20 protein-coding genes are annotated in these 24,183 nt (G+C 40.5%); 13 read left to right on the top strand and 7 right to left on the bottom strand.

The genetic code is table 11. The features are described 5' to 3' along the window. Positions 1 to 19 precede the first annotated feature (19 nt). The 9 genes from murD (at position 20) to lpxC (ending at position 10,996) form a co-directional block, all read left to right on the top strand. Positions 20 to 1,435 carry a UDP-N-acetylmuramoyl-L-alanine--D-glutamate ligase gene (gene murD, locus CMT41_RS15585; protein WP_058027782.1) on the top strand — a complete coding sequence of 472 codons (1,416 nt, stop codon included), beginning with the start codon at positions 20 to 22 and terminating at the stop codon, positions 1,433 to 1,435. Continuing rightward, complete coding sequence (gene ftsW, locus CMT41_RS15580) at positions 1,426 to 2,748, top strand: cell division protein FtsW (protein WP_057182497.1); 1,323 nt, start codon at positions 1,426 to 1,428, stop codon at positions 2,746 to 2,748. The genes murD and ftsW overlap by 10 nt, the downstream gene beginning before the upstream one ends. Then, positions 2,738 to 3,913, top strand: coding sequence for an undecaprenyldiphospho-muramoylpentapeptide beta-N-acetylglucosaminyltransferase (murG, locus tag CMT41_RS15575; protein WP_058027781.1), 1,176 nt, complete (start codon positions 2,738 to 2,740; stop codon positions 3,911 to 3,913). Before ftsW ends, murG begins: the two co-directional genes overlap by 11 nt. Positions 3,914 to 4,011: 98 nt before the next feature. Continuing rightward, positions 4,012 to 5,427, top strand: a complete 1,416-nt coding sequence (gene murC, locus CMT41_RS15570; protein ID WP_058028256.1) for a UDP-N-acetylmuramate--L-alanine ligase — start codon at positions 4,012 to 4,014, stop codon at positions 5,425 to 5,427. Continuing rightward, a complete protein-coding gene (locus CMT41_RS15565) occupies positions 5,427 to 6,392 on the top strand; it encodes a D-alanine--D-alanine ligase (RefSeq protein WP_157466388.1) in 966 nt (321 codons plus the stop codon). The genes murC and CMT41_RS15565 overlap by 1 nt, the downstream gene beginning before the upstream one ends. A 10-nt stretch (positions 6,393 to 6,402) precedes the next feature. After that, complete coding sequence (locus CMT41_RS15560) at positions 6,403 to 7,266, top strand: cell division protein FtsQ/DivIB (RefSeq protein WP_058027780.1); 864 nt, start codon at positions 6,403 to 6,405, stop codon at positions 7,264 to 7,266. Positions 7,267 to 7,271: 5 nt separating this feature from the next. Next, the gene (ftsA, locus tag CMT41_RS15555; RefSeq protein WP_057182491.1) at positions 7,272 to 8,507 is read left to right on the top strand and encodes a cell division protein FtsA; all 1,236 of its coding nucleotides are present in this window, start codon (positions 7,272 to 7,274) and stop codon (positions 8,505 to 8,507) included. Between the two features lie 133 nt (positions 8,508 to 8,640). Next, complete coding sequence (gene ftsZ, locus CMT41_RS15550; RefSeq protein ID WP_057182489.1) at positions 8,641 to 9,801, top strand: cell division protein FtsZ; 1,161 nt, start codon at positions 8,641 to 8,643, stop codon at positions 9,799 to 9,801. A gap of 277 nt (positions 9,802 to 10,078) precedes the next feature. Beyond that, positions 10,079 to 10,996 (top strand): UDP-3-O-acyl-N-acetylglucosamine deacetylase, encoded by a 918-nt coding sequence (gene lpxC, locus CMT41_RS15545; protein ID WP_057182486.1) that lies wholly within the window; start codon positions 10,079 to 10,081, stop codon positions 10,994 to 10,996. A gap of 70 nt (positions 10,997 to 11,066) precedes the next feature. Here lpxC and CMT41_RS15540 read toward each other — a convergent pair whose 3' ends face one another. Further along, positions 11,067 to 11,573, bottom strand: a complete 507-nt coding sequence (locus tag CMT41_RS15540; protein ID WP_057182484.1) for a DUF721 domain-containing protein — start codon at positions 11,571 to 11,573, stop codon at positions 11,067 to 11,069. A 103-nt stretch (positions 11,574 to 11,676) separates the two neighbouring features. Here CMT41_RS15540 and CMT41_RS15535 point away from each other — a divergent pair, with 103 nt between their 5' ends. From CMT41_RS15535 to mutT, 3 genes are all read left to right on the top strand, one after another. Beyond that, positions 11,677 to 12,528 (top strand): M23 family metallopeptidase, encoded by an 852-nt coding sequence (locus tag CMT41_RS15535; RefSeq protein WP_232299971.1) that lies wholly within the window; start codon positions 11,677 to 11,679, stop codon positions 12,526 to 12,528. A 114-nt stretch (positions 12,529 to 12,642) separates the two neighbouring features. Then, the gene (gene secA / locus CMT41_RS15530; RefSeq protein WP_058027778.1) at positions 12,643 to 15,324 is read left to right on the top strand and encodes a preprotein translocase subunit SecA; all 2,682 of its coding nucleotides are present in this window, start codon (positions 12,643 to 12,645) and stop codon (positions 15,322 to 15,324) included. A gap of 84 nt (positions 15,325 to 15,408) precedes the next feature. Continuing rightward, a complete protein-coding gene (gene mutT / locus CMT41_RS15525; protein WP_058027777.1) occupies positions 15,409 to 15,837 on the top strand; it encodes an 8-oxo-dGTP diphosphatase MutT in 429 nt (142 codons plus the stop codon). Positions 15,838 to 15,847: 10 nt separating this feature from the next. On the opposite strand, the gene yacG is transcribed toward mutT, so the two are convergent. The 6 genes from yacG to pilB form a co-directional block, all read right to left on the bottom strand. Continuing rightward, entirely contained in the window at positions 15,848 to 16,084 is a 237-nt protein-coding gene (gene yacG / locus CMT41_RS15520) for a DNA gyrase inhibitor YacG (RefSeq protein ID WP_058027776.1), read from the bottom strand. A 112-nt stretch (positions 16,085 to 16,196) separates the two neighbouring features. Beyond that, positions 16,197 to 16,949 carry a cell division protein ZapD gene (gene zapD / locus CMT41_RS15515; RefSeq protein ID WP_058027775.1) on the bottom strand — a complete coding sequence of 251 codons (753 nt, stop codon included), beginning with the start codon at positions 16,947 to 16,949 and terminating at the stop codon, positions 16,197 to 16,199. A gap of 64 nt (positions 16,950 to 17,013) precedes the next feature. Further along, a complete protein-coding gene (gene coaE, locus CMT41_RS15510) occupies positions 17,014 to 17,622 on the bottom strand; it encodes a dephospho-CoA kinase (protein WP_058027774.1) in 609 nt (202 codons plus the stop codon). Between the two features lie 18 nt (positions 17,623 to 17,640). Continuing rightward, a complete protein-coding gene (locus CMT41_RS15505; RefSeq protein ID WP_057182704.1) occupies positions 17,641 to 18,501 on the bottom strand; it encodes a prepilin peptidase in 861 nt (286 codons plus the stop codon). Positions 18,502 to 18,664: 163 nt separating this feature from the next. Next, entirely contained in the window at positions 18,665 to 19,921 is a 1,257-nt protein-coding gene (locus CMT41_RS15500; protein ID WP_057182477.1) for a type II secretion system F family protein, read from the bottom strand. A gap of 115 nt (positions 19,922 to 20,036) precedes the next feature. Continuing rightward, the gene (gene pilB, locus CMT41_RS15495; RefSeq protein ID WP_057182476.1) at positions 20,037 to 21,737 is read right to left on the bottom strand and encodes a type IV-A pilus assembly ATPase PilB; all 1,701 of its coding nucleotides are present in this window, start codon (positions 21,735 to 21,737) and stop codon (positions 20,037 to 20,039) included. A 270-nt stretch (positions 21,738 to 22,007) separates the two neighbouring features. Between pilB and CMT41_RS15490 the strand changes: the two genes are divergently transcribed. Next, the gene (locus CMT41_RS15490; RefSeq protein ID WP_058027773.1) at positions 22,008 to 24,023 is read left to right on the top strand and encodes an acyltransferase family protein; all 2,016 of its coding nucleotides are present in this window, start codon (positions 22,008 to 22,010) and stop codon (positions 24,021 to 24,023) included. Positions 24,024 to 24,183: the final 160 nt, after the last annotated feature.

Raw genomic sequence — 24,183 nt, 5'->3', positions numbered from 1 at the left:
AGGTAAATCAACATAAATTATGACTTGGTTAACAGCGTTTAAAGATAAAAATATTGTTGTGCTTGGTGCTGGAATGACGGGTTTGTCATGCCTACGCTTTTTGCATGGGCAAGGTTTGTCATTTGCTGTTAATGATTCACGCATTATGCCTTTTGCTAATGCTGAGCAACAAGCTCAATACCAGCAGGATTTTCCCCAGGCTAAATTTATTTTCGGACAATGGCAGCAAAGCCTAATTGCCCATGCCGATATCATTATCACTAGCCCTGGTATTGATTTAGCTGGCGAGGGTATTACGGCACTTATTTCATCACATTGCCACGTTATGGGTGATATTGAATTATTTTGTCTAGTCAATAATAGCCGCACTACCCCCATGAAAATATTGGCTGTAACGGGCTCTAATGGCAAGTCTACCGTAGTGTCACTGCTGGCTTACCTAGCGCAAAGCCTTAGCATTAATGCGGCATTGGCGGGTAACATAGGTGAACCAATACTCGATTTACTGCAACCTGAGCAAGCCAGCGACAGCTGGTCTACTAATCAGCCAGATATTGTCATTGTCGAACTGTCCAGCTTTCAACTAGAAACACTCACTAGCATGCAAGCCATTGCCGCTAGTGTGCTAAATTTGACGGACGATCATTTAGATCGCCATAAAACCTTAGCTAATTATCAGGCCATTAAACAAGGTATATACCGACAAGCTAAAATTGCCGTGGTTAATAGGGACGATCAAGCGACTAACACTTTAGTGGCCGGACAAAAAATCATTTCATTTGGTTTAAGTAAGCCAGAGCAAGGCCAGTTTGGTCTGGCTGTAATTGATCACCAGCAGATGTTGATGTTTGGTGAGCAAGCATTAATTTCGAGCCAGCTATTACCCCTAGCCGGTAGGCATAATGCCTTAAATTATATGGCGGCTTTGGCGCTTGGTTATAGCGCTGGTTGGTCTTTATCTGCCATGGTTAAACAACTGTCGGGATTTATCGGCTTAGCTCATCGTTGTCAACGTGTTGTCAGTGACGATGGTATTCAATGGATTAATGATTCGAAAGCCACCAATGTAGGGGCTACCCTAGCCGCGATCACTGGCCTGGCGCCGACGCTGGCTGATAACAATAAATTAATACTTATTGCTGGCGGTGACGGCAAAGGCGCTGATTTCTCCACCCTTAAAACTATCTTCAAGGCTGAAGTCAGTCAGTTGATCACTTTAGGCAAAGATGGCGATAAAATTGCGGACTTAGTCAGTGATGCCATTGTTGTTGAGACCCTGTTGGCTGCGGTACAACAAGCTAAAAAACTAGCGAAACCAGGTGATATGGTACTACTTTCACCCGCTTGTGCCAGTATAGATATGTTCAAAAATTACCTGGACCGAGGTGAGCAATTTATTGCGGCAGTACATGCGCAGGAGGTCTCATGTCGTTAGAAAAAACCATGACCTTAGCAAAAACAATGTCATTAGCAACCACTCAGACAATAAGCAAGGCCATGTCGAAAGTACCAGTGCCGTCATTACCTGCATGGATTAACCGCCGGATGACCGATGCAGATGAATATGGTAGCCGCACGTTTGATCGCAGCTTTATTGTCTTGGGACTGATCATGTATATGGTTGGCCTAGTCATGGTGGCCTCTTCCTCAATACCGGTAGCGGAACGTCTATTTAATAATCCATTTCATTTTGTTATACGTCACGGTATTTATATTGGTTTAAGTCTTGCCATGGCTGGGGTAGCTTTACAAATTCCTATGTCTTGGTGGCATAAAAACAGCAGTTACTTATTAGGTTTTGCCATTGTACTGTTAGTGACAGTATTGCTTATTGGTCGGACAGTAAACGGCTCTACCCGATGGATCGTACTAGGTCCTATTACGGTACAAGCAGCAGAGCCAGCGAAACTATTCTTCTTTTGTTATTTGTCCGCCTATCTAGTACGTCGCCGTGAGCAAGTAATGGAAAACTTAAAAGGCTTTATTAAGCCGTTAATTGTTTTTGCTGTTATGGCCGCCTTATTATTATTACAACCGGATTTAGGCACAGTTATTGTCATGTTCGTCACCACTTTCGGTCTGTTGTTTTTAGCGGGTGCTAAGTTATGGCAATTTATCGCTATGGCTACGGTTGGCGCCACATTGTTAGGTATGCTTGCTTACTTTGAACCCTACCGATGGCGACGAGTAACCAGCTTTTTAGACCCATGGCAAGACCCGTTTGGTAGTGGTTACCAGTTAACACAATCATTAATGGCTTACGGTCGAGGTGAGGTTTTAGGACAGGGTTTAGGTAATAGCATTCAAAAATTAGAGTATTTGCCAGAAGCACATACTGACTTTGTTATGGCGGTTTTAGCCGAAGAATTTGGCTTTGTTGGTATCAGTGTGGTACTGCTGCTGAGTATGACCTTGGTTTACAAAGCGCTTATTCTAGGGCGTTGTGCACTGGCAAAAGAAAAGTATTTTGAAGGTTTTTTAGCGTACTCGATAGGTATTTGGATGTGCTTTCAGGCCGCGGTAAATATTGGTGCAAGTGCTGGTATTGTACCCACTAAGGGCTTAACCATGCCACTGATTAGTTATGGTGGTAGCTCGATGATAGTGATGACCCTAGCGTTAGTGATTTTAATACGTATCGACCACGAAATTCGCTTGCAAAGTATGCAAGCAACCAGCTCAAAAAGAAGTGCTAAGAAAGTTACTAAGCCCAACGAAAAAAAAGTGGTGTTAGCTAATGGTGATTAATAATGGCCAAGAAGACAAGGGTAAAACAAAAACTTTACTGGTGATGGCGGGTGGCACAGGCGGTCATATATTCCCAGGTCTTGCTGTCGCGGATGAACTTCAGGCGCAAGGTTGGCATATTCATTGGTTGGGCACCGCTGACCGAATGGAAGCTAATATCGTTCCTGAACATGGTTATGATATTTCTTTCATTAACATTAGTGGCTTACGAGGTAAAGGCTTGTTAGCAATGTTAGTCATACCCTTTAAGTTACTGCAATCACTGTGCCAAGTTCGACGAGTGCTTAAAGCAGTTAAACCCGATGTGGTGCTAGGAATGGGCGGTTATGCGAGTGCCCCTGGTGGCTTAGCAGCATGGTTAAGTAAAATACCCTTAATTGTCCATGAACAAAATGCGGCCGCGGGCTTAAGTAATCGATTATTAGCGCGCATTGCCAATAAAGTATGCTGCGCTTTTCCTCATGCTTTTGCCCCTGGGGTTGCTGCTGAGGTGGTTGGTAATCCTTTGCGTGTTGCCATTGGCCAGCAAGCAGCGTTAGCTAAGCAACAAGCAGCTAATGAAACTAAGCAGAAAAAAGCGAGTAAAAATATATTAGTGGTTGGTGGCAGTCTTGGCGCGCAAGTGTTAAATGAAGTGATGCCCAGCAGTTTTGCTCGTTTAGCGCGAGGGGATGAAAACTTCTCAATTTGGCACCAAACGGGTGCCAATAAACAAGAAAAAGTCATGGTGTCTTATGCAAAGCTAGGTCTAGCAGCGGATAAGGTAGAAGTTACTGAATTTATCAAGGATATGGCAACAGCCTATCAGTGGGCTGATATTGTTATTTGTCGTGCGGGCGCATTAACCGTGTCAGAATTAGCCATGGCGGCAACACCCGCTATTTTTATACCGCTACCGCACGCGGTCGATGATCACCAAACAAAAAATGCCCTTTATCTGGTTAAACGCGAGGCAGCAAAATTGCTGCCACAAATAGAGTTGAATGAAGGCAGTATCACCGCGTTAATTAGCGAGCTATTTGAGCAACCTGAAACCTTGATAACCATGGCTAAAGCTGCATTTTCCGCAGCAAACAGTGACGCAAGTATAAAAGTAGCAAAATTGTGCCAACAGCTTAGCCAAACAAATGGCGCAGCACTCAGCAATAACGAAGAGAAAATATGATAAAGCAAACTAACTCAAGTACTGGTGCAAGTAAAAGTACTCACGTAACAACTAATTCAAGTAAAGGTAGCAACTTGTACTCAGCTCGCGTGCCTGAAATGCGTCGAGTTAAACGTATCCATTTTGTCGGTATAGGTGGCGCCGGTATGGGCGGGATTGCCGAAGTTTTGCTTAATGAAGGTTATCAAATATCGGGTTCTGACATTGGTGAGAATCAAGTGGTGCAACGCCTCACCAGCCTAGGTGCAAAAATTTTTATCGGTCATCAAGCCGATAACATTAACCAAGCGAGTGTTATTGTCGTTTCTACCGCGATAAGTAGTGATAACCCAGAAATTATCGCCGCAAAAAAATTACGTATTCCTGTGGTTAGACGAGCAGAAATGTTAGCTGAGTTAATGCGCTTTCGTCATGGTATTGCGATTGCTGGTACCCATGGTAAAACAACGACAACCAGTTTAATTGCCAGTATTTTTGCCCAAGGTAAATTAGACCCGACGTTTGTTATCGGTGGTTTACTCAACAGTGCCGGTACCAATGCCCGCTTAGGTAGTAGCCGTTATTTGATTGCTGAAGCAGATGAAAGTGATGCGTCATTTTTACACTTACAACCTATGGTTTCCGTCATCACTAATATCGATGCCGACCATATGGAAACTTACGGCGGGGATTTTGAAAAGCTCAAAGACACTTACATAGAGTTTTTACATAACTTGCCATTTTATGGTCTAGCGGTTGTTTGTATAGATAATCCGGTAGTACGTGAATTATTACCACGAATTAGCCGTCAAGTGATCACCTATGGTTTTTCTGCAGATGCCGATGTTAGAGCGGTAAATTACCAACAAGAGGGTGCCGTTAGTCATTTTACCGTAGAAGTAGCAGGGCAAGCACCGCTAGCTATGAGCGTAAACTTACCGGGTCAACATAATGTTCTAAATGCTTTGGCTAGTGTCGCCGTGGCCAAAGACGAAGGTGTAAGTGATGAAGATATATGCCAAGCATTGGCTGAATTTGCCGGCATTGGTCGACGTTTTGAGCAGCTGCCTAGTTTTACTACAGAGGCAGGCAATATGTTGTTTGTTGATGATTATGGCCATCATCCGAGTGAAGTAAAAGCCACTATATTGGCTATACGCCAAGGTTGGCCAGGTAGACGTTTAGTGATGATTTTTCAACCCCATAGATATTCTCGTACGCGCGATTTATATGAAGACTTTGTCGAAGTCCTTTCAGAGGTCGACTGCCTGTTTTTACTCGATGTTTATGCGGCGGGAGAAAAGCCAATTGCGTCGGCAGACAGTAAAAGTTTAGCAAGGTCTATTAGACAGCGCGGTCAAGTGGAGCCTATTTATGTCAGTGATGTCGATAAATTAGCCGAGCTGTTAGTTACGCAATTACAAGATAACGATATGGTGATCACCCAAGGCGCCGGCAGTATCGGCGCTGTTGCTAAGAATTTAGCCGAGCATAGTTTGTTGCATGTTAACTCAGCTGCTAAAGGTGCTCAGTAATGGTTAGTGCTTGGCAATCTTCAATAGCCGATTCATTGGCACAGCTAAAGCAAGAAAAAATTGCTGTGCTTTATGGTGGTAATTCAGCGGAGCGAGAAGTTTCACTTAATTCAGGGCAAGCCATTGCCAAAGGTCTTGAGCAAGCAGGTTTTGATGTGGTGTTAATCGATACCAAATTTGTGCCCTTGACTGACTTATTGAGTAAAAAAGTAAAGCGTGTTTTTATTGCCCTGCATGGTCGGGGTGGTGAAGATGGTTGTGTGCAAGGTGCGCTGGAGTATTTGGGCATTCCCTATACTGGCTCAAATGTTTTAGGCTCTTCACTTTCTATGGATAAGGTACGTAGTAAACAGATTTTTAAAGCCTGTGGCTTACCAACGGCAGCCTTTGCTGTTGTTAATAAAGCCGACTTTGCCCAATTATCATTAGCAAATATTCTTGCTGATTTAGGGGGTAGAGTCATGGTAAAACCCGCCAATGAGGGCTCAAGTATTGGCATGGCACAGGCACAAACTGTTGAGCAACTGCATAATGCCTTGATTGAGGCTTTTGGTTTTGACCAGCAGGTATTGCTTGAAGCCTGGATTGATGGCCCTGAATATACCGTTGCTATTTTAGGTGATCAGGCCTTGCCGGTGATTCATATGGAAACACCACGTGAATTTTATGATTATGAAGCAAAATATCAGTCGACAAGTACACAATATCATTGTCCATGTGATTTAAGTGAACGTGATGAAAATGAATTAAAAGCCTTGTCTGTTAAAGCCTTTAATGCCACAGGCGCGCGTGGCTGGGGACGGGTTGATATCATGCGTAATAATAAGGGCGAATGGCAGATATTAGAAGTGAATACGGTGCCAGGAATGACGGAAACATCACTAGTGCCCAAAGCCGCCAAGGTATTTGGCTTGAATTTTAGTGAGCTGGTGACACAAATATTACGGCTGAGTGTCAAGGAGTAAGGCGGCTATTGTGACTAATAAACGGCAGAACATTATAGAAAAAACCGCTCGGCAAGGCGAGGCGCATACCCTGTCTTTTGGCTTGGGTTTGTTGTTTTTTATTGCAGTGTTAGTTAGCTTGATAGCCATCAGTTGGTGGCTTGTTAAGCATTTTGTTGGTCAAGAAAGTTCGCCGGTGACCGCTATCGTCATATCAGGGGAAATGCCCTATAGCCAACGTAGCGATATTATTAATGCTATTGCACCGGTGAATATGGGCAATTTTTTCCAAGTTGACGTCAACGAAGTGCAACGTTATGTGCTTACCTTACCTTGGGTTTACTCGGTAGCAGTAAGAAAGCAGTGGCCAAATGAAGTAAAGATTTATGTGGTTGATCAAAACCCAGTGGCAGTATGGAATGGCAATTTTTTAATCAATCAACTTGGTCAGGTTTTTCAGGCGGATATAGGTCGGGTTAAACATTACCTGCCTAGCTTTTTTGGCCCAGAGGGAAGTGAATTGTTAGCACTTAAAAATTACAGAGATTTCAATGAGCTACTTGCTTTTATATCACTAACAATTGATGAGTTAGTGTTGAGTGAACGCTTCTCTTGGCAGTTAACCTTGGATGATGGCGTGACCTTAAATTTAGGTCGAGAAGAGCGGGTTGAACGTATTCAACGTTTCATGGATGTTTACCCATTAATCAAAGCGCAACTAAAAGCAAAAATAATTGCGGAAAAACAGCAAAATCAGGCGGTTGATTACATCGATTTACGGTATGATACTGGATTGGCTGTTGGTTGGAAAAAACTGGATAAAATTAGCCAAAATAAATTGCTAAAAAATAATGATAATAATCAGCGCAATCAGCGCCATCAGTTAAGAGTTTAAGTTAAATGTCTAAAGCAGCAGAAAGAAAATTAGTGGTTGGCCTTGATATAGGCACCTCCAAAATATCTGTCGCCGTCGGGGAGATCACACCAGACAACCAGTTAAGTATTATTGGTGTCGGTAATCAGCCTGCTCGTGGTATGGATAAAGGCGGAGTAAATGACTTGAATCTTGTTATTCAAGCAATCCAACGCGCCATTAATGAAGCTGAGTTGATGGCTGACTGTCAAATAAGCTCTATTTATTTAGGCATTTCGGGCAAACATATCAGTTGCCAAAATGAAAATGGCATGGTGCCAATTAATGACAATGAAGTCATTCAAGAAGATGTAGACAATGTTATTCACACTGCGCGTTCAGTTCCTATTTCAGCAGAGCGCCGCATGTTACACGTGCTACCACAAGAATACAGTATTGATTGTCAAGACGGCATTAAAAGCCCTATTGGTATGTCTGGTGTGCGCATGGAAGCCAAAGTGCATATCATTACTTGTGCCAATGATATGGCGAAAAATTTAGTTAAATGTGTGGAACGTTGCGATTTAACCGCGGACCAATTGATTTTTTCCGCGCTAGCTTCAAGTTATGCGGTGTTAACCGATGATGAGAAAGAGTTAGGTGTGTGTGTCGTGGATATGGGCGCTGGCACTATGGATATTTCAGTTTTTACCGGCGGTACCTTACGACATACGGCAGTAATACCTGTGGCAGGTAATCAAGTCACCAGTGATATTTCTAAAATATTTAGAACGCCATTAAGTCATGCGGAAGATATTAAAGTGCAGTATGCCTGTGCTTTTAAGCAATTAGTTAGCATGGAAGAAAGTATTGAGGTGCCAAGTGTTGGTGGTCGTCCTGCGCGTTCAATGTCACGGCATACCTTATCCGAAGTTGTGGAGCCAAGGTATCAAGAGTTATTTGAGCTAATTCAAGAAGAAATTAGAGAATCAGGTTTAGCCGACCAAATTGCTGCCGGCTATGTCTTAACCGGTGGCACAGCAAAAATGGAAGGTGTACTGGAGTTTGCCGAAGAAATTTTTCAAATGCCCGTTCGTATTGCCTGTCCTTTATCAGTACAAGGGCTAAAAGAATATGTTAATGACCCTAGCTATGCCACGGTTGTTGGTCTTTTGCATTATGGTATGCAAGCCGCCAATGAAGTAGATAGCTTAAGTAAAAAACGCGAAAGTGTGGGTGATTTTTGGTCAAGAATTCATGCCTGGTTTAAAGGCGAATTCTAAAAGCTAGTTTAAAAGAATTTTGTTGTAAGCTGTTAAATGGAAATAACAGCTATCTCGAATTGTTGTTAAAAGTAACAGTTGGCAACAGTTTATTTGGTATTTAAAGTTATTGTAAGTAAAACGGAGAGATATAATGTTTGAATTAATGGAAGACCATAACGAAGAAGCGATAATTAAAGTTATCGGTGTTGGTGGCGGTGGTGGTAATGCTGTTGAACACATGGTTTCACAAACGATTGAAGGTGTTGAGTTTATTACGGCAAATACCGACGCGCAAGCGTTACGTAACTCTTCTGCTGATGTAACCTTACAGATTGGTGCCAATGTAACTAAAGGCCTAGGCGCGGGCGCAAACCCGGAAGTTGGCCGTTGTGCCGCTGAAGAAGATAGAGAAGCTATCAAGCAAGTCCTACAAGGTGCTGATATGATCTTTATCGCCGCTGGTATGGGCGGCGGTACAGGTACAGGTGCTGCACCTGTGGTTGCTGAAATAGCGAAAGAAATGGGTATTCTGACCGTTGCGGTAGTCACTAAACCCTTCCCGTTTGAAGGTAAAAAACGCATGAACTATGCCGAGCAAGGCATTGAGTTTTTATCTAAAAACGTTGACTCACTTATTACTATCCCAAATGAAAAACTGCTGAAAGTACTTGGTCCAGGAACAAGTTTATTAGATGCCTTTAAAGCGGCTAATGATGTTTTACTTGGCGCGGTGCAAGGTATTGCTGAGTTAATTACCCGTCCCGGTTTAATTAACGTGGATTTTGCCGATGTACGCACGGTAATGTCTGAAATGGGCACGGCCATGATGGGTTCTGGTACAGCGTCCGGCCCTGATAGAGCTCAAGAAGCGGCTGATGCAGCTATTTCAAGTCCATTACTTGAAGATGTTGATTTAGCCGGTGCTCGCGGTATTTTAGTGAATATTACTGCCGGTATGGACATTAGCATCGATGAGTTTGAGACCGTAGGTAATGCAGTCAAAGCTTTTGCTTCTGAAAATGCTACCGTTGTGGTTGGTGCAGTAATTGACATGGATATGACCGATGAACTTCGTGTGACTGTGGTGGCGACCGGTATTGGCGCTGAAAATAAACCAGATATTACCTTAGTAAACCCTACGCCAATGGTAGAACCTAAAGTTGTTGGTGCTGATTATAGCCCAGCTGCAGCACAGCCAAGTGCCGCAGTTGAGACCGTAACCATGACAGATAGTAACGCCCAAAAAGTGGTTGCCACTGATTTAGATACTTATTTAGATATACCGGCCTTTTTGCGCAAGCAAGCGGACTAATTATTTACTAGGTATCTAGTCATTAGCAAGTAACCAAGTCCTGCTGTCTTAGTTACTTTTGATTTTAGCGCTTATTTTTGGTATATTATGCGCCGGTAAATTGGCTTAGTTGCTTTCACTGCTAAATTTAATATGGGCGGTGGTGGCGGTTAATTCATTTTAACTATGGCTAAAGTGCTGGTAGTGGTTAGTGTTATCTAGCTTAATCGCTCGGTAAAGCATCCATGAAGTAATTGCATTTTTTGCGCAAATAAAAACCAAGGTAAGCGAAGCTGATATGATTAAGCAACGTACATTAAAAACAAGTGTTTCAACCGTAGGTGTTGGTTTACATAAAGGTGAAAAAGTGCAGGTTACTCTCCGTCCTGCACCAGCAAACACCGGTATTGTTTTCCGTCGTATTGATCTTGACCCTGTGGTTGAGATCAAAGCTACACCAGAGGCTGTCGGTGAAACAACGTTATGTACTTGTTTAGTTAACGAGCAGCAAGTTAAGGTTTCAACGGTAGAACACTTACTATCAGCACTTGCCGGCTTAGGCATTGATAACTTAATTATTGATGTTGATTCTGCTGAAATTCCTATTATGGATGGCAGTGCCTTACCTTTTGTTTATTTAATTCAGTCTGTTGGCATTGAGACCTTGAATGCACCCAAACGTTTTTTGCGTATTAAAAAACCAATTCGTGTTGAAGAAGGTGACAAGTGGGCAGAGTTATTGCCTTATGAGGGTTTTAGAGTCAATTTTACTATTGAATTTGACCATCCTGTTATTAAAAAAACCTGTCAAACCATGAGTATGGATTTTTCTAGTTGTTCATATATAAAAGAAATTAGTCGCGCTAGAACCTTTGGTTTTATGAAAGATATTGAGTTCTTACGTTCTCATAATTTAGCCCTGGGCGGTAGCTTAGAAAACGCGATAGTGCTAGATGATTACCGTATGCTAAATAAAAATGAATTACGTTATGATGATGAATTTGTTAAACATAAAATACTCGATGCTATTGGCGATCTTTATATGGGCAGTGCCAGTATTTTAGGGGAATTAAATGCCTTTAAATCTGGCCATGGTTTAAATAACAAGCTACTAAGAAAGGTTTTTAAAGAAACTGACTCTTGGGAGTGGGTAACCTATGAAGATGATAAAGCTTCGCCAATAGAATATCAGGAAATTAACGCCACGGCCTTTTAGCTGTCTTGCTAATTTCTTATAAGGTGAGCACTTAGCACAGTGTTTCTTGCGTTTAATTCTTCAGCGGCGCTTATCTTTTTCCCGCGACCCGTGCTAATTTTTCCAGTTTTTCTTTCAAGCCTTTAGGGGCGTTTTTGGCAATAGCTAAAAATTGCTTAGCCGTTTTTTCATTCACTACGCTATTTGCTTGCTCCGTTGTCACTGGCGCAGATTGCTTAAGTTCTGCCCGTATTTTCTCTGTGACTTCATGGCGTTGCTGACGAAAGCCTTGCGGATTCACTTTAATCTCTATCTGGTGAAAATTCCCCTCAGTGCTAGTCTTCAAGGCGTTACATATGTTATTACGTTCAAACTGTAACCTTTGCCCCCACACAGGTGACTTCACTTCAATGATAAGGGTATCTTGGCGGCAATTGGCAATATGCCAAGCATCTACTGGTAAATCAGGGCAAATTTGCCGTACAATGTCCGCCAAGATGGTCAAAGAGTTGGTTTTTGTTTGAATATGTGCCAAAGTGCCAGTCGTTGTTTGCAATAGCGCTGACATATTAATAGGTTTTTTAGATTTTCTAGCCATTGTAACTACCAAAATTCAGTGTCTAAGCATACTGAATAAATTAATCAAATAGAGTCCTATGAGTTTAACACTACTATACCGAGGAAAAAACGTCAGATTTTCAATGCGACTTACTAAATTGCATTGGTTGTCAGCATTGTGCGCGTTTGCCTTAATTTCAGGGTTAATTGTTCACCTCATTGCCAGTAATAAATGGCAACCCAAGGGCGAGCAATACCCTGTAGTAGCACAAGTTAATTCTGTACCAACACTGATAACAGCACAACAAATTACCGCCTTAACCATGAAACTTGCTGAATTACAAAGTCAGGTGTTACGTTTAAATGCCCTGGGTGATCGCTTGGCAGAAGATGCCAATATTCCAGCCAATGAATTTAACTTCAGCCAACTACCCGTCAGTGGCGGACCATTTTCAGGGGCTTATCCGGTAAATAATAAAACCCTTGAACAGCTCTTTATTGATATAGAAGGTTTTACAAGTAAGATAAATTACGAAGAAAAACAATTACAAATGCTTGAATCTTTAACCTTTGGTCACCATATACAAAATAATGCATATTTGTCAGGACGGCCAATTATTAAAGGTTGGTTATCCTCGTATTATGGCGTGCGTAAAGATCCCTTTAACGGTAAACCAACCATGCATAAAGGTGTCGATTTTGCGGGTAAAGAAAATACTGCCATTATTGCCACGGCATCGGGGGTTGTTACTTGGGCAAGCAATCGATATGGCTATGGACAATTGATTGAAATCAATCATGGTGAGGGCTTAGCTACTCGTTATGGTCATAACAAAGATATACTAGTAAATGTCGGTGATGTCGTTAATAAAGGGCAAAAAATTGCACGTATGGGTAGTTCAGGCCGCTCTACTGGCCCGCATGTTCACTATGAGGTTTTACGAAATAATAAACAAATTAATCCAATTGAATTTGTTTATCGCAAAGGGAAGTAGCCGGATAAAACGTTAAACGGTTATCATAATAAATTCACTAAAGGTGGCAGATATACCCGGTACCAAGGTAATAGGTATAGTCACTGATAATTCTCAATAAATGGTTTAAATAAGATGTTTGGAAATTTGTTAACAAAAATATTTGGTAGTCGAAATGATAGATTACTAAAACAAATGAGCAAAGAAGTCGATAAAATAAATGCGCTTGAACCTGTTTTAGAAGTATTAAGTGATGAAGAATTAAAAGCAAAAACCACTGAATTTAAAGAACGCTGTGCTCAAGGTGAATCGATAGAGCAATTATTGCCAGAAGCTTTTGCTGTCGTTCGTGAAGCCAGTAAACGAGTCTTTGGTATGCGCCATTTCGATGTGCAAATGATTGGTGGCATGGTGCTTAATGACGGAAAAATTGCTGAAATGCGTACCGGTGAAGGTAAAACGTTAACGGCAACCTTACCATCATATCTTAACGCGCTAACCGACAAAGGTGTGCATGTCATTACCGTCAATGATTACTTGGCTACCCGTGATGCAGATTGGTGTCGTCCCTTATTTGAATTTCTTGGTTTAACCGTCGGTTGTAATGTCGCCGGTATGACAACTGAGGATAAACAAGCTGCATATCAATCAGATATCACTTACGGTACCAATAACGAATTTGGTTTTGACTATTTACGTGACAATATGGTGTTTTCGCCGCTAGAGCGCTCACAAAAACCACTACATTTTGCCATTATTGATGAAGTCGATTCAATCCTAATTGATGAAGCCAGAACGCCACTTATTATTTCTGGTCAGGCAGAAGATAGCTCAGCACTGTATAAAATTATCAATACGGTTGTGCCCACATTAGTGCAACAAGAAGAAGAAGATAAAGAAGGTGAAGAAAGTACGGGTGATTACACCATTGATGAAAAAGCTAAACAAGTTTATTTAACCGAACGTGGTCAAATTCATATCGAAGAGATCATGGTGGAAAAAGAGCTGTTAACTGCCGGAGATACTTTATTTTCAGCCGCTAATATCACCTTATTACACCATGTTATGGCGGCGCTTCGTGCCCATATGCTGTTTCAAAAAGATGTCGATTATATCTTAAAAGATGGCGAAATAGTTATTGTTGATGAGCACACTGGCCGTACGATGGATGGTCGTCGTTGGTCTGAAGGTCTTCATCAAGCGGTTGAAGCAAAAGAAGGTGTTAATATTCAAAATGAAAACCAGACACTTGCTTCTATTACCTTTCAAAACTACTTCAGAATTTACCAAAAACTGTCAGGTATGACAGGTACTGCCGATACTGAAGCGTTTGAGTTCAATCATATTTATGGACTAGAGACCGTTATTATCCCTACTAATCAGCCGATGATTCGTAATGATATGACTGATTTGATTTACTTAACAAAAGATGAAAAGTTTGAAGCGATTTTAGCTGATATTAAAGATTGTGTGAAACGAGGCCAACCAGTACTTGTTGGTACTATTGCTATTGAGACCTCAGAGTTCCTTTCTGATTTCTTGAAGAAAGAAAAAATTAAGCATAAGGTACTTAATGCTAAATTCCATCAGCAAGAAGCTGAAATCGTCGCCGATGCAGGTAAAGAGGGCGCGGTTACTATTGCTACCAATATGGCCGGTCGTGGTACCGATATCGTTTTAGGTGGTAATTTAGATGCCATAATCGCTAAATTAACTAACCCGAGTGAAGATGACCTTGCCAAAGTTAAAGCGCAGTGGCAAATTGACCATGACAGAGTACTTGAACTCGGTGGTTTACATATAGTAGCCACTGAACGTCATGAATCAAGACGAATTGATAATCAACTTCGTGGTCGTTCAGGACGACAAGGTGATCAAGGCTCGACACGTTTTTACCTATCAATGGAAGATTCATTGATGCGGATATTTGCCTCAGAACGTATTTCTAATATGATGCGTAAATTAGGCATGGAGCACGGTGAAGCAATTGAACACCCTTGGGTGACCCGTAGTATTGAAAATGCTCAGCGTAAAGTTGAAGGTCGTAACTTTGATATGCGTAAACAGTTACTGGAATATGATGATGTTGCCAATGATCAACGTGGTGTCATCTATGAGCAACGTAACGAGTTACTGGATAATGAAGAGATTGGTGACATGGTTAATGCCATTCGCAAGGATGTCATTATTGGTGTTATTGAACAGCATATCCCACCACAATCATTAGACGAAATGTGGAATATTCAGGCGCTTGAAGAGCAATTGAAAGGTGAGTTTGCCACAGAGTTAACCATCGCAAAATGGCTTAAAGAAGATGACAATCTTCATGAAGAAACATTACGCGAAAAAATTATTACTGCCTTTGAGCAAGGTTATAAAGATAAAGAAGCTGCTGTTGGTGCAGATGTTTTACGTCAGTTTGAAAAAGCAGTGATGTTACAGAGCTTAGATTCTCATTGGAAGGAACATTTATCCGCTATGGATCACCTTCGCCAAGGCATTGGTTTACGTGCCCACGCGCAAAAAAATCCTAAGCAAGAGTTTAAACGTGAATCATTTCAGTTGTTTACTGAAATGCTCGATAACTTGAAGTATGACGTTGTCGGCATCTTGTCTAAAGTACAAATTCGCGCTGAGTCAGATGTTGAAGCGGTTGAAGAGCAACATAGAAAGTCAGAAGAAATAGCCATGAACTTTCAACATCAAGCGGCATCAAGCCCAGGTCAACCAGAGCAAGTACCTCGCGTAGGTCGTAATGAGCCATGTCCATGTGGCTCAGGTAAGAAATATAAGCAATGTCATGGCAAATTAGCTTAATTAAATAGCCTAGATATTAAGTAATGCCAGTCAAATGACTGGCATTTTTATTATCTCTATCCGGTCATAAAGAGAAGTGAAGTAATGAATAAAGTTGTACATGTCGCCGTAGGTGTTATTACCAAAAGCTGTAAGGAAAAGGGAACACTGTATTTCTTAACTAAACGCTTAGAACAGGCTCATCAAGGCGGGAAGTGGGAGTTTCCAGGTGGTAAGGTGGAAAATGGTGAAACTATCGCACAAACCCTCGCTAGAGAGCTTAAAGAGGAAGTGGCCATTGATGTGTTATCTTGTCAACTATTGATTAAGGTTGAGCATACCTACCGAGGTAAAGGCGGAGCAGCAGATAAAAGTGTTTGCTTGGATGTTTTTATTGTCGATAATTTTATCGGTGAGCCAAGTGCACAAGAAGGACAAGGTCAGGGCTGGTTTTCACTACCAGCATTACAGTTACTTGAGTTTCCCGCAGCGAACAAAGCCATTATTAGCGAGCTTTTAGCGCAAAGCCACTAGTCAATTTGACTTACTCTGGTTCTACAAAAAAATTATTATTAAGTAAAATGTCGTCTTCTATGGCATCAAGCATTTCTTGAGAGATGGCTGAGTCAACCTGAATAGGCTCGCTAATTTTATTGCTTTCATCTGCCCACTCACCTAAATCAAGCAGCTTACATCGCTCACTACAGAAGGGTCTAAACTCACTACTTGCTTGCCAGATAACGGTTTTTTGGCACTGAGGGCAGGGGACTTTTAAGGTCATGGTTTTATATCATTTTAAAAACTATAAGTAATGTTAATTATACACTAAAGCTTAGCAGATGCTATTAAGAGTAATGGCTATAAAAGCTATCAGCCCTAGCAAAAATGATCGGTTAACAGCGCGCTAATTGAAAGTTTGTTGCTTGATTGGCGTATCTACGGCCAGTGTGTTGGCAGGGCAGCATAAAACGAATGGAATAACGGAATTTGTTACCACTAATTGTCGGATAATATTTGGCATCTAGGGCTAACTTGATCCTTAATAATACCAGTCCCTCACCATTATCTTGATAAAAGCCACTATCAACTTCGATAGTTTCAAATTCAGCGCGCAGACGAATAAATTTAAGCACTATTGCAATAGTAGATGAGATATCACTTAATAAGCTAAGCCATTGTTGAGCTTCTAGCTTTATTGTTTTTTCATCTTGGTGCAGCCAAAAATGTAATTGCGGTAAATCAAAACTAAAACTGCCACCTTGTATGGCAAAGCGCTGCTTTAAAGATGTTAGTAATTTATCTTCTTTTAATTGCATCCAGGTTGGGTTAGGGCTCCTGAGTTTAGCGACTAATTTAACGGTTTCTGCTAAATTCTTGTCGAGTGCGCTGCTATCTACCTCTGGATCTTTTGACCATATTACTAAATTTTGCTCTAGTTTTTCTAAGTCTTTAATTAAATCACCACGGACGTCATTTCGCTCTAAAGTATCAACAATCGAAAATAAGGCATTGAAGAATGATTGATGGTTGTTAACCATAGCCAGTGTATGATTGATACATGAATAGGCCTGAGCAAAGAGTTGCTCAAGTTTTAGGTAATTTCGAATGCGCTCATTGAGCGGGTGTTCATATAAGACGGTAGACATACATAGTTTTGTAATCAGTTAAGCTGAGATTTAAATAAAAAAAGGATTATTTCATTGTTGATTTTTAAAGTATTGTTGTCAAGGCTAAATATTTTTTATCAAGCGATAACACTATTTTTTTGATCTCTGTAAGGCTAACGTTGTCGTTCTTAATGACATCATCAGCTACGGCAAGTCTTTTAGCACGATTGGTCTGACTGGCTAAAATCGCCTTAACTTCAGCTACGGAATTGTTATCTCTAAGTATGGTTCGTGTTACTTGAGTCGCTTCACTGACATCAACTACTAATACACGGTTGACAAGGGGTAATAAATTATTTTCAATTAACAAGGGCGCAACTAAAATACAATAAGGGCTCTTTGCGGCGGCAGTTTTACTGATAAGGCCACTTCGTATTAAAGGGTGCAATAGCTTATTCAACCAAAGTTTATCTGACTCATGGGCAAAGATTCTACTGCGCAATAAGCTGCGGTTGAGTTGGCCATCTACTTGTAGGTAGTTGTCACCAAAATGTTCAGCAATAGCTGTTAATGCGGGGCTGTTAATGGCAACTACTTCTCTGGCAATGATATCTGCATCAATGATCTCAATGCCTAATTCTTGAAAATAATGAGTAATAGTGGATTTACCACTGCCAATACCACCGGTAAGGCCAATAATGAGCTCTGACATGTTAAATAAACTTATAAGTTAGTGTAGTAGCTGTAAGTACCACGACCAAATACCGTCACCCCATAACAAAGTGAGCCAACCCGCTATGGCTAAATAAGGACCAAAAGGAATACCTTGCTGCCTTTGATGGTTTTTGAATAATATTAAGCTAATGCCAACAATAGCACCGACCACGGACGCCATCAAAATAAGCAGTGGCAATAATTGCCAACCTAGCCAAGCACCAAAAACGGCAAATAACTTAAAGTCGCCAAAGCCCATGCCCTCTTTGCCGGTAAATAACTTAAAAATCCAAAAGACAGAAAATAAGCTCATATAACCAACAGCGGCGCCAATAACTGCATCGGTTAGCGGGGCAAATGTACCATTAATATTTATCAATAAACCTAGCCATAATAGTGGTAGGGTAATTTGATCAGGCAATAACATATGATCAAAATCTATCATGGTTAATGTTATTAGGCCCCAGGTAAGTATCAAAGCAAAAAAGGTTTCACTGGTAACGCCAAAATGCTGAGCAACAATAAGGCTTAACAGCATTGTTGATATTTCAACTAGGGGATAGCGTGCAGAAATTGTATTGGCACATTGACTACATTTTCCCTTGAGCATAAGCCAGCTTAGCACAGGAATATTTTCATAAAAGCGGATATTATGGCCGCAACTTGGACAGCTAGAATTAGGTTTGGATAAGGTCATCGCGGTAAGGTTTTTAGCTTTAATATTTTTTACTTCATCGGCTAAAAACTCTCGGCAGTCATGATACCAAGTATATTCCATCATCTTTGGCGTGCGGTAAATTACCACATTTAAAAAGCTGCCGATAGCGAGGGAAAATAATCCAACAGTGAAATAAAACAAAGTGGCAGATTGCTGCATTGATATTAATAAATGATCAAAGAAGGAGGGAATATTATCTAACAAAGGGCTACCTACGTATAAATTTAAGAAGTTTTAGCTAAAGCCGGTGAAAAAGTAGAGAGGCTAGCAGCAATGGAGCCGTATGGCTACGACTCCTCTGATACTGATACTGATACTGAATTTAAATAATCTTGCCAATTTCAAATATTGGTAAGTACATGGCTATGATTAAACCACCAATAACGACACCGAGTACTGCCATGATCATTGGCTCTAATAGAGCAGTTAAACCATCGACGGCATCATCTACTTGCTGCTCGTATACAGTGGCTACTTTCGATAACATGTCGTCAACGGCACCTGACTCTTCACCAATAGCAACCATTTGGATAACCATATCGGGGAATATATTACAGTTACGCATAGCTAGGTTCATTTGCATGCCGGAAGTAACTTCCGCCCGCACCTCAAGAATCGCATCACGAAATACCGCATTACCGGAAGCTCCCGCAGCGGATTCGAGCGCATCAACCAGAGGCACACCGGCGGCAAACGTGGTTGATAGGGTACGAGCATAGCGGGCAACAGCGGCTTTTTTTAATAAATCACCAATCACCGGTAGTTTTAGAATGTTTTTATCGACACTATCACGCAGTGTTTGGCTATTTCTATGGGCGCGTTTAAATAAGAACAATGCCAGGTACAGACCGGCCAAGCCAAAATACCAATAGGCCTGCATAAACTCGGAAATACCTATGACAAATAGCGTAAATCCGGGTAATTCAGCACCAAAACCCGCAAATATCTCCTGAAATACCGGCACAACAAAAATAAGTAAAATTGACGTTACAATTGCCGCTATTACTAACACGGCAATAGGATAAGTCATGGCTTTTTTAATTTTACTTTTTAATGCTTCGGCTTTTTCTTTATAGGTTGCTATACGACCATAGATAGTTTCTAAAGACCCAGATTGTTCACCAGAGGCAACAAGGTCACAATAAAGATCGTCGAAAAAAAGCGGATGAGCACGTAAACAGTCCGATAATGGTATGCCGGAAGATAATTTCACCTCAATATCCGCTAGCAAGGTACGCATATTACCATTGTCGTGTCCCTTGCCAATCATTTGAATGGTTTGTACTAGAGGCACACCAGCGCCTAACATGGTTGCTATTTGGCGGGTAATAAGGGCAATATCCATCGGGGTTATTGCTTTATCACCCCCCATGCCGAATAAAGGCTTGGGCTTTTTCTTGACCCGACTTGGGGTTATGCCTTGTTTACGTAACTGTGCCTTTAGTTCAATGACATTATTGGCCGTTAATTCACCTTTTATTTTTTTACCTTTACGGTTGACGCCATGCCAAATAAAAACTTCTTGTTTTTTTACTTTTTTTTGAGTTCTAGTCGATTTTTTATTTGATGTAATAGCCATAGTTAACCTTGATCCATGAGTTACTCTACTTGTTATTCTTTTTATGAGGGTAGTAAAGTGATATTTATTTAGTAAGTTATCTTGTTAAGTCTAATTAAGTTAACCGAAATTTACTTTAAGAGCTAGTCACGCGGTTAATTTCTTCTAAGCTGGTCATACCATTCATGGCTTTAATTAACCCTGATTGACGTAGGTTGTTGTAGCCTTCTTTTTGACATTGCTTAGCGATATCGAGAGAGTTGCCGCCCTCCATAATAATAGTCGCTATGATTGGACTAATCTTTATCACTTCATAAATTCCTACGCGGCCTTTATAACCGCCAGTACAGTGGCTGCAACCTACCGCTTTAAATAATTTTATCTCGCTAAGTTTATCAGCAGGAAATCCTTCTTCGGCTAATAGCATCTCCGAAAGAGGCTCCTCTTCCTTACACTGAGGGCATAATCTCCGTGCTAATCGCTGGGCTATTATTATTGAAACAGAGCTGGCAACATTATAAGCAGGCACACCCATATTTAATAAACGGGTTAGCGTTTCTGCCGCTGAGTTAGTATGAAGAGTCGATAACACTAAATGACCAGTTTGTGCGGCTTTGATGGAAATCTCAGCGGTTTCAAGGTCTCGTATTTCACCCACCATAATAACATCTGGATCTTGTCGTAAAAAAGAGCGCAGGGCGATGGGGAAGGTTAGACCGGCACGATTATTAATTTGTACCTGGTTAATACCTTCAAGGTTAATTTCGACCGGATCTTCAGCAGTAGAGATATTACGTTCTTCAGTATTGAGAATATTTAACCCGGTATACAAGGATACCGTCTTACCTGAGCCTGTTGGCCCGGTAACTAATATCATGCCTTGTGGCTGCTCTAATGCGTCCATGTATATTTTTTTCTGTTCAGGATCATAACCAAGCATATCGATACCCAGCATGGCACTTGATGAGTCTAGGATACGCATTACAATTTTTTCACCCCACATAGTGGGTAAGGTGCTGACACGAAAATCGATAGATTTTTTCTTTGATAATGCTAATTTTATCCGGCCATCTTGCGGCACCCGTCGCTCAGCGATATCTAATTTAGACATGACTTTTAGGCGCGCAGCCATTCTTGACGCTAGAGCTACAGGAGGTTTAGCTATCTCAGATAATATGCCATCAATACGAAAGCGAATGCGGAATGTTTTTTCATAGGGTTCAAAATGTAAATCAGAAGCGCCTTTTTTAATGGCATCGAGTAAAATCTTGTTAATAAAAACCACAATAGGTGCGTCATCTTCACTATTTGTTTTGTCTTCTTCTTTCTTGGCTTCTGCTACATCTATACCCGCTAACTCTTCGGAATCAATATCACTGATATCTAGGGCATCACTTTCATCTTCTAATACTTTTTCAATACAGGCTTGTAAGCTAGTATCTTCACATAAAACTAACTCAGTGTTGTAGCCAGTATTAAACTGAATTTCTTCTAACGCATCTAGATTCGTGGGATCTGACATAGCAACAAAGAGCACTTTACCCCGCAGATATAGTGGTAGGGCGTTGTGCTTGGTAATTAATTTTTCATTGCGCACACCGTCAGGTACTAAAGTGGTATCAAAATTTGACAGTTGAATTTGTGGATAGCCAAAGCTTTTAGACAGTACTTTGGCGATACTTTTACCATCAAGGTTTTTATTTTCTATTAAAAAACGAATAAATGGCTTACTTTTACCGACAAAATCAGCGGTAATGTCTTCAATTGACTCTAGAGGAATAAGGTTCTGCTTGGATAGTGCCGATAAAACACTGGCTTGTTGATGACTTCCTTTCATAACGTAGGGAGAACCTTTTGAATTAACACATTGAGAAACGACGATTTAAGTCTAACTCAATTAGAAAGAAAAGGGCAAAATAATTACTAGTTAAGCTAGCTATAGTTACTATTAATAATGATAATGCTACGGAGCAATAATAACTTTAGTTTCAGTTACTTATTCACAAGTTCGGCTGTGTTAATAAAGCTTGGAGCACAAATGGAAAAAGCTGTATTCGAGTAGCATAGTAATTTATTATGCGGTTTTGACGATAAAAAGATTGTATAAATGTTTGCTTCTAATAAAAAAAACAAATTAGATTTTCGACCCGACCTTCAAGGGTTAAGAGCGATATCAATTGCCTTAGTCGTATTAGGTCATGCTGGCTTTAGTTTTATGCCCGGCGGCTTTGTTGGTGTTGATGTTTTTTTTGTATTGTCAGGTTTTTTAATCACTAGTCTTTTAGTGAAAGAAATTAATAGCACAGGCAGTATAGATTTTATGCGTTTTTATGCCCGACGATTTAAACGTCTATTGCCTGCCTTAGCAGTAATGCTAGTGGGTTCGTTTGCAGTTGGACTGTCAGTTCTTTCTGTTTGGGAAGTTAAGTCTCAACTAGCGTCATCATCCTATGCGGCTTTATGGTTAAGCAATATTTATTTTGCCTTTAGCCAAGTTGACTATTTTAATGAATTAGCAAAACATGATTTATTTATCCATACTTGGACATTAGGAGTAGAAGAACAGTTTTACTTTTTATGGCCGTTATTACTGTTGATTATTTTTAAATTTAGCCAGAAAAATGTTACTGACGAGCAAGCTACAGCACAAACGATTTTTATTGGCATAAGTTTACTTTTTTTTACTAGCCTAGCACTTTCTCTTTACTGGAGTATGCAGGCACCAAAGCTCGCTTTTTATTTAATGCCAACCCGCATCTGGCAGTTTGCCTTAGGTGGCATTATCTACCTTAAGTTCACAGCGATTAAAAAACGAAATGGTCATATAAATATTGTGGTTAATTATGCATTGCTCGCACTTGGGTTATGCTTCATTGTTATTAGTGCATTACTGTTAACTGCTGATAATGTTTACCCTGGGGTTTGGGCGCTAATTCCAACAGCAGGGGCCGCATTAGTTATAGTGTCAGGTCATAGATTACAGCATAAAAGCAACCTGCTATCTCACCCCGTATTGGTTTGGCTTGGTGATAGGTCTTATTCTTTATATCTTTGGCATTGGCCCATTTTTGCTATTGGATTTTCTTTGGGCTTTAAAGATCAATTATTTCCAATAATGTTTATGATTTTATTATCAATATTAATGGCTATATTGAGTTATAGATTAATTGAATTGCCTTTTTGGCGTGGTAGGTGGTCGGGTGTAAAGGCCGCACGTATAATATTACTTAGTATTTTAGTTATGCTTGCTACTTCTTTTGTTTTTAATAATAAACTTAGCAGCCTTCCTGAGCATAATATCAATAAAGCTTTAAGCTTTCCTAAGCATAATATGAATAAAGCTTTAAGCCAGCAATGGAGAGCTGATTTACCTATTATTTATCGTATGCCTTGTGATGCGTGGTACGCTAACTCAGAAGTTCAGCCATGTGTGTTTGGCGATGAATCTGCAGCTAAAACGGTGGTTTTATTGGGAGATAGTATTGGTGCACAATGGTTCTCTGTTCTCCCTGAATTATTTCCCACCCCCGAATGGCGTATTATTGTCTATACAAAATCCTCTTGCCCGATAGTCGATGAAGATTATTTTTACCAACGTATTAAGAAAATCTATCAGGTCTGTAGTGATTGGCGAGCTAAAGTAATCACACGATTAAAGATAATCAAGCCAGACATTATTATTATGGGTAGTGGGGCTAATAAGTATTTTACAGCAGAGCAATGGATTACAGGTAGTGAAAAAATATTTAAATCACTTTCTCAAGTATCAAGAAATGTTTTTGTTATTCCTGGTACACCAAGCTTAGGTTTTGATGGACCAAGTTGTGTAACTAGAAACCTTTCACCGGATGGGCGCGTTAATCTTGACGGCTGTAAGGTGGCAAATCGTCTAAAACATGTTGACTTAGTGAGTAATTATCTCCACCGAGCAGCTAGTTTATTTGAAAATGTTAATGTAATCGATTTAAATGATTTAGTTTGTCCTGATGGCGTTTGCAATGCTATAAGCGAAAATGGAGTGGTCGTGTTTAGAGATAGTCAGCACTTAACGGATAGTTTTGTTAAGCAACAAATACCAGAAATTAAAAAACGATTAAATAAATACTTGATGAAAAATGAGTAAAGTAATGTTAGGCGTTGTAGCTAAAATCAGCATGGAAACTAGTGATTTACTGGGGATTCTACTATTTATTTAAACTTTATCTTTAGTATTGCTTACGCTTTTTTTGTACTGAGCTTTCTACTGGATTTGTTGCATTAGTAACTTTTTCAGTTGTAATAGG

Origin of the sequence: Colwellia sp. MT41, from assembly GCF_001444365.1 — a bacterium.
Lineage (GTDB): Bacteria > Pseudomonadota > Gammaproteobacteria > Enterobacterales > Alteromonadaceae > Colwellia > Colwellia marinimaniae.
Note: the sequence above shows the minus strand (reverse complement) of the source record. Positions and strands in the feature narration are given on the sequence as shown.

Excerpts from the sequence above, each read along its gene's own strand:
- murG (WP_058027781.1), top strand. The coding sequence starts at position 2,738 with ATGGTGATTAATAATGGCCAAGAAGACAAGGGTAAAACAAAAACTTTA.
- murC (WP_058028256.1), top strand. The coding sequence starts at position 4,012 with ATGCGTCGAGTTAAACGTATCCATTTTGTCGGTATAGGTGGCGCCGGT.
- coaE (WP_058027774.1), bottom strand. The coding sequence starts at position 17,622 with ATGTCAGAGCTCATTATTGGCCTTACCGGTGGTATTGGCAGTGGTAAA.
- ftsW (WP_057182497.1), top strand. The coding sequence starts at position 1,426 with ATGTCGTTAGAAAAAACCATGACCTTAGCAAAAACAATGTCATTAGCA.
- mutT (WP_058027777.1), top strand. The coding sequence starts at position 15,409 with ATGAATAAAGTTGTACATGTCGCCGTAGGTGTTATTACCAAAAGCTGT.
- zapD (WP_058027775.1), bottom strand. The coding sequence starts at position 16,949 with ATGTCTACCGTCTTATATGAACACCCGCTCAATGAGCGCATTCGAAAT.
- CMT41_RS15490 (WP_058027773.1), top strand. The coding sequence starts at position 22,008 with ATGTTTGCTTCTAATAAAAAAAACAAATTAGATTTTCGACCCGACCTT.
- CMT41_RS15535 (WP_232299971.1), top strand. The coding sequence starts at position 11,677 with ATGCGACTTACTAAATTGCATTGGTTGTCAGCATTGTGCGCGTTTGCC.
- yacG (WP_058027776.1), bottom strand. The coding sequence starts at position 16,084 with ATGACCTTAAAAGTCCCCTGCCCTCAGTGCCAAAAAACCGTTATCTGG.
- CMT41_RS15565 (WP_157466388.1), top strand. The coding sequence starts at position 5,427 with ATGGTTAGTGCTTGGCAATCTTCAATAGCCGATTCATTGGCACAGCTA.
- pilB (WP_057182476.1), bottom strand. The coding sequence starts at position 21,737 with ATGAAAGGAAGTCATCAACAAGCCAGTGTTTTATCGGCACTATCCAAG.
- CMT41_RS15540 (WP_057182484.1), bottom strand. The coding sequence starts at position 11,573 with ATGGCTAGAAAATCTAAAAAACCTATTAATATGTCAGCGCTATTGCAA.
- ftsA (WP_057182491.1), top strand. The coding sequence starts at position 7,272 with ATGTCTAAAGCAGCAGAAAGAAAATTAGTGGTTGGCCTTGATATAGGC.
- murD (WP_058027782.1), top strand. The coding sequence starts at position 20 with ATGACTTGGTTAACAGCGTTTAAAGATAAAAATATTGTTGTGCTTGGT.
- ftsZ (WP_057182489.1), top strand. The coding sequence starts at position 8,641 with ATGTTTGAATTAATGGAAGACCATAACGAAGAAGCGATAATTAAAGTT.
- CMT41_RS15505 (WP_057182704.1), bottom strand. The coding sequence starts at position 18,501 with ATGCAGCAATCTGCCACTTTGTTTTATTTCACTGTTGGATTATTTTCC.
- lpxC (WP_057182486.1), top strand. The coding sequence starts at position 10,079 with ATGATTAAGCAACGTACATTAAAAACAAGTGTTTCAACCGTAGGTGTT.
- secA (WP_058027778.1), top strand. The coding sequence starts at position 12,643 with ATGTTTGGAAATTTGTTAACAAAAATATTTGGTAGTCGAAATGATAGA.
- CMT41_RS15500 (WP_057182477.1), bottom strand. The coding sequence starts at position 19,921 with ATGGCTATTACATCAAATAAAAAATCGACTAGAACTCAAAAAAAAGTA.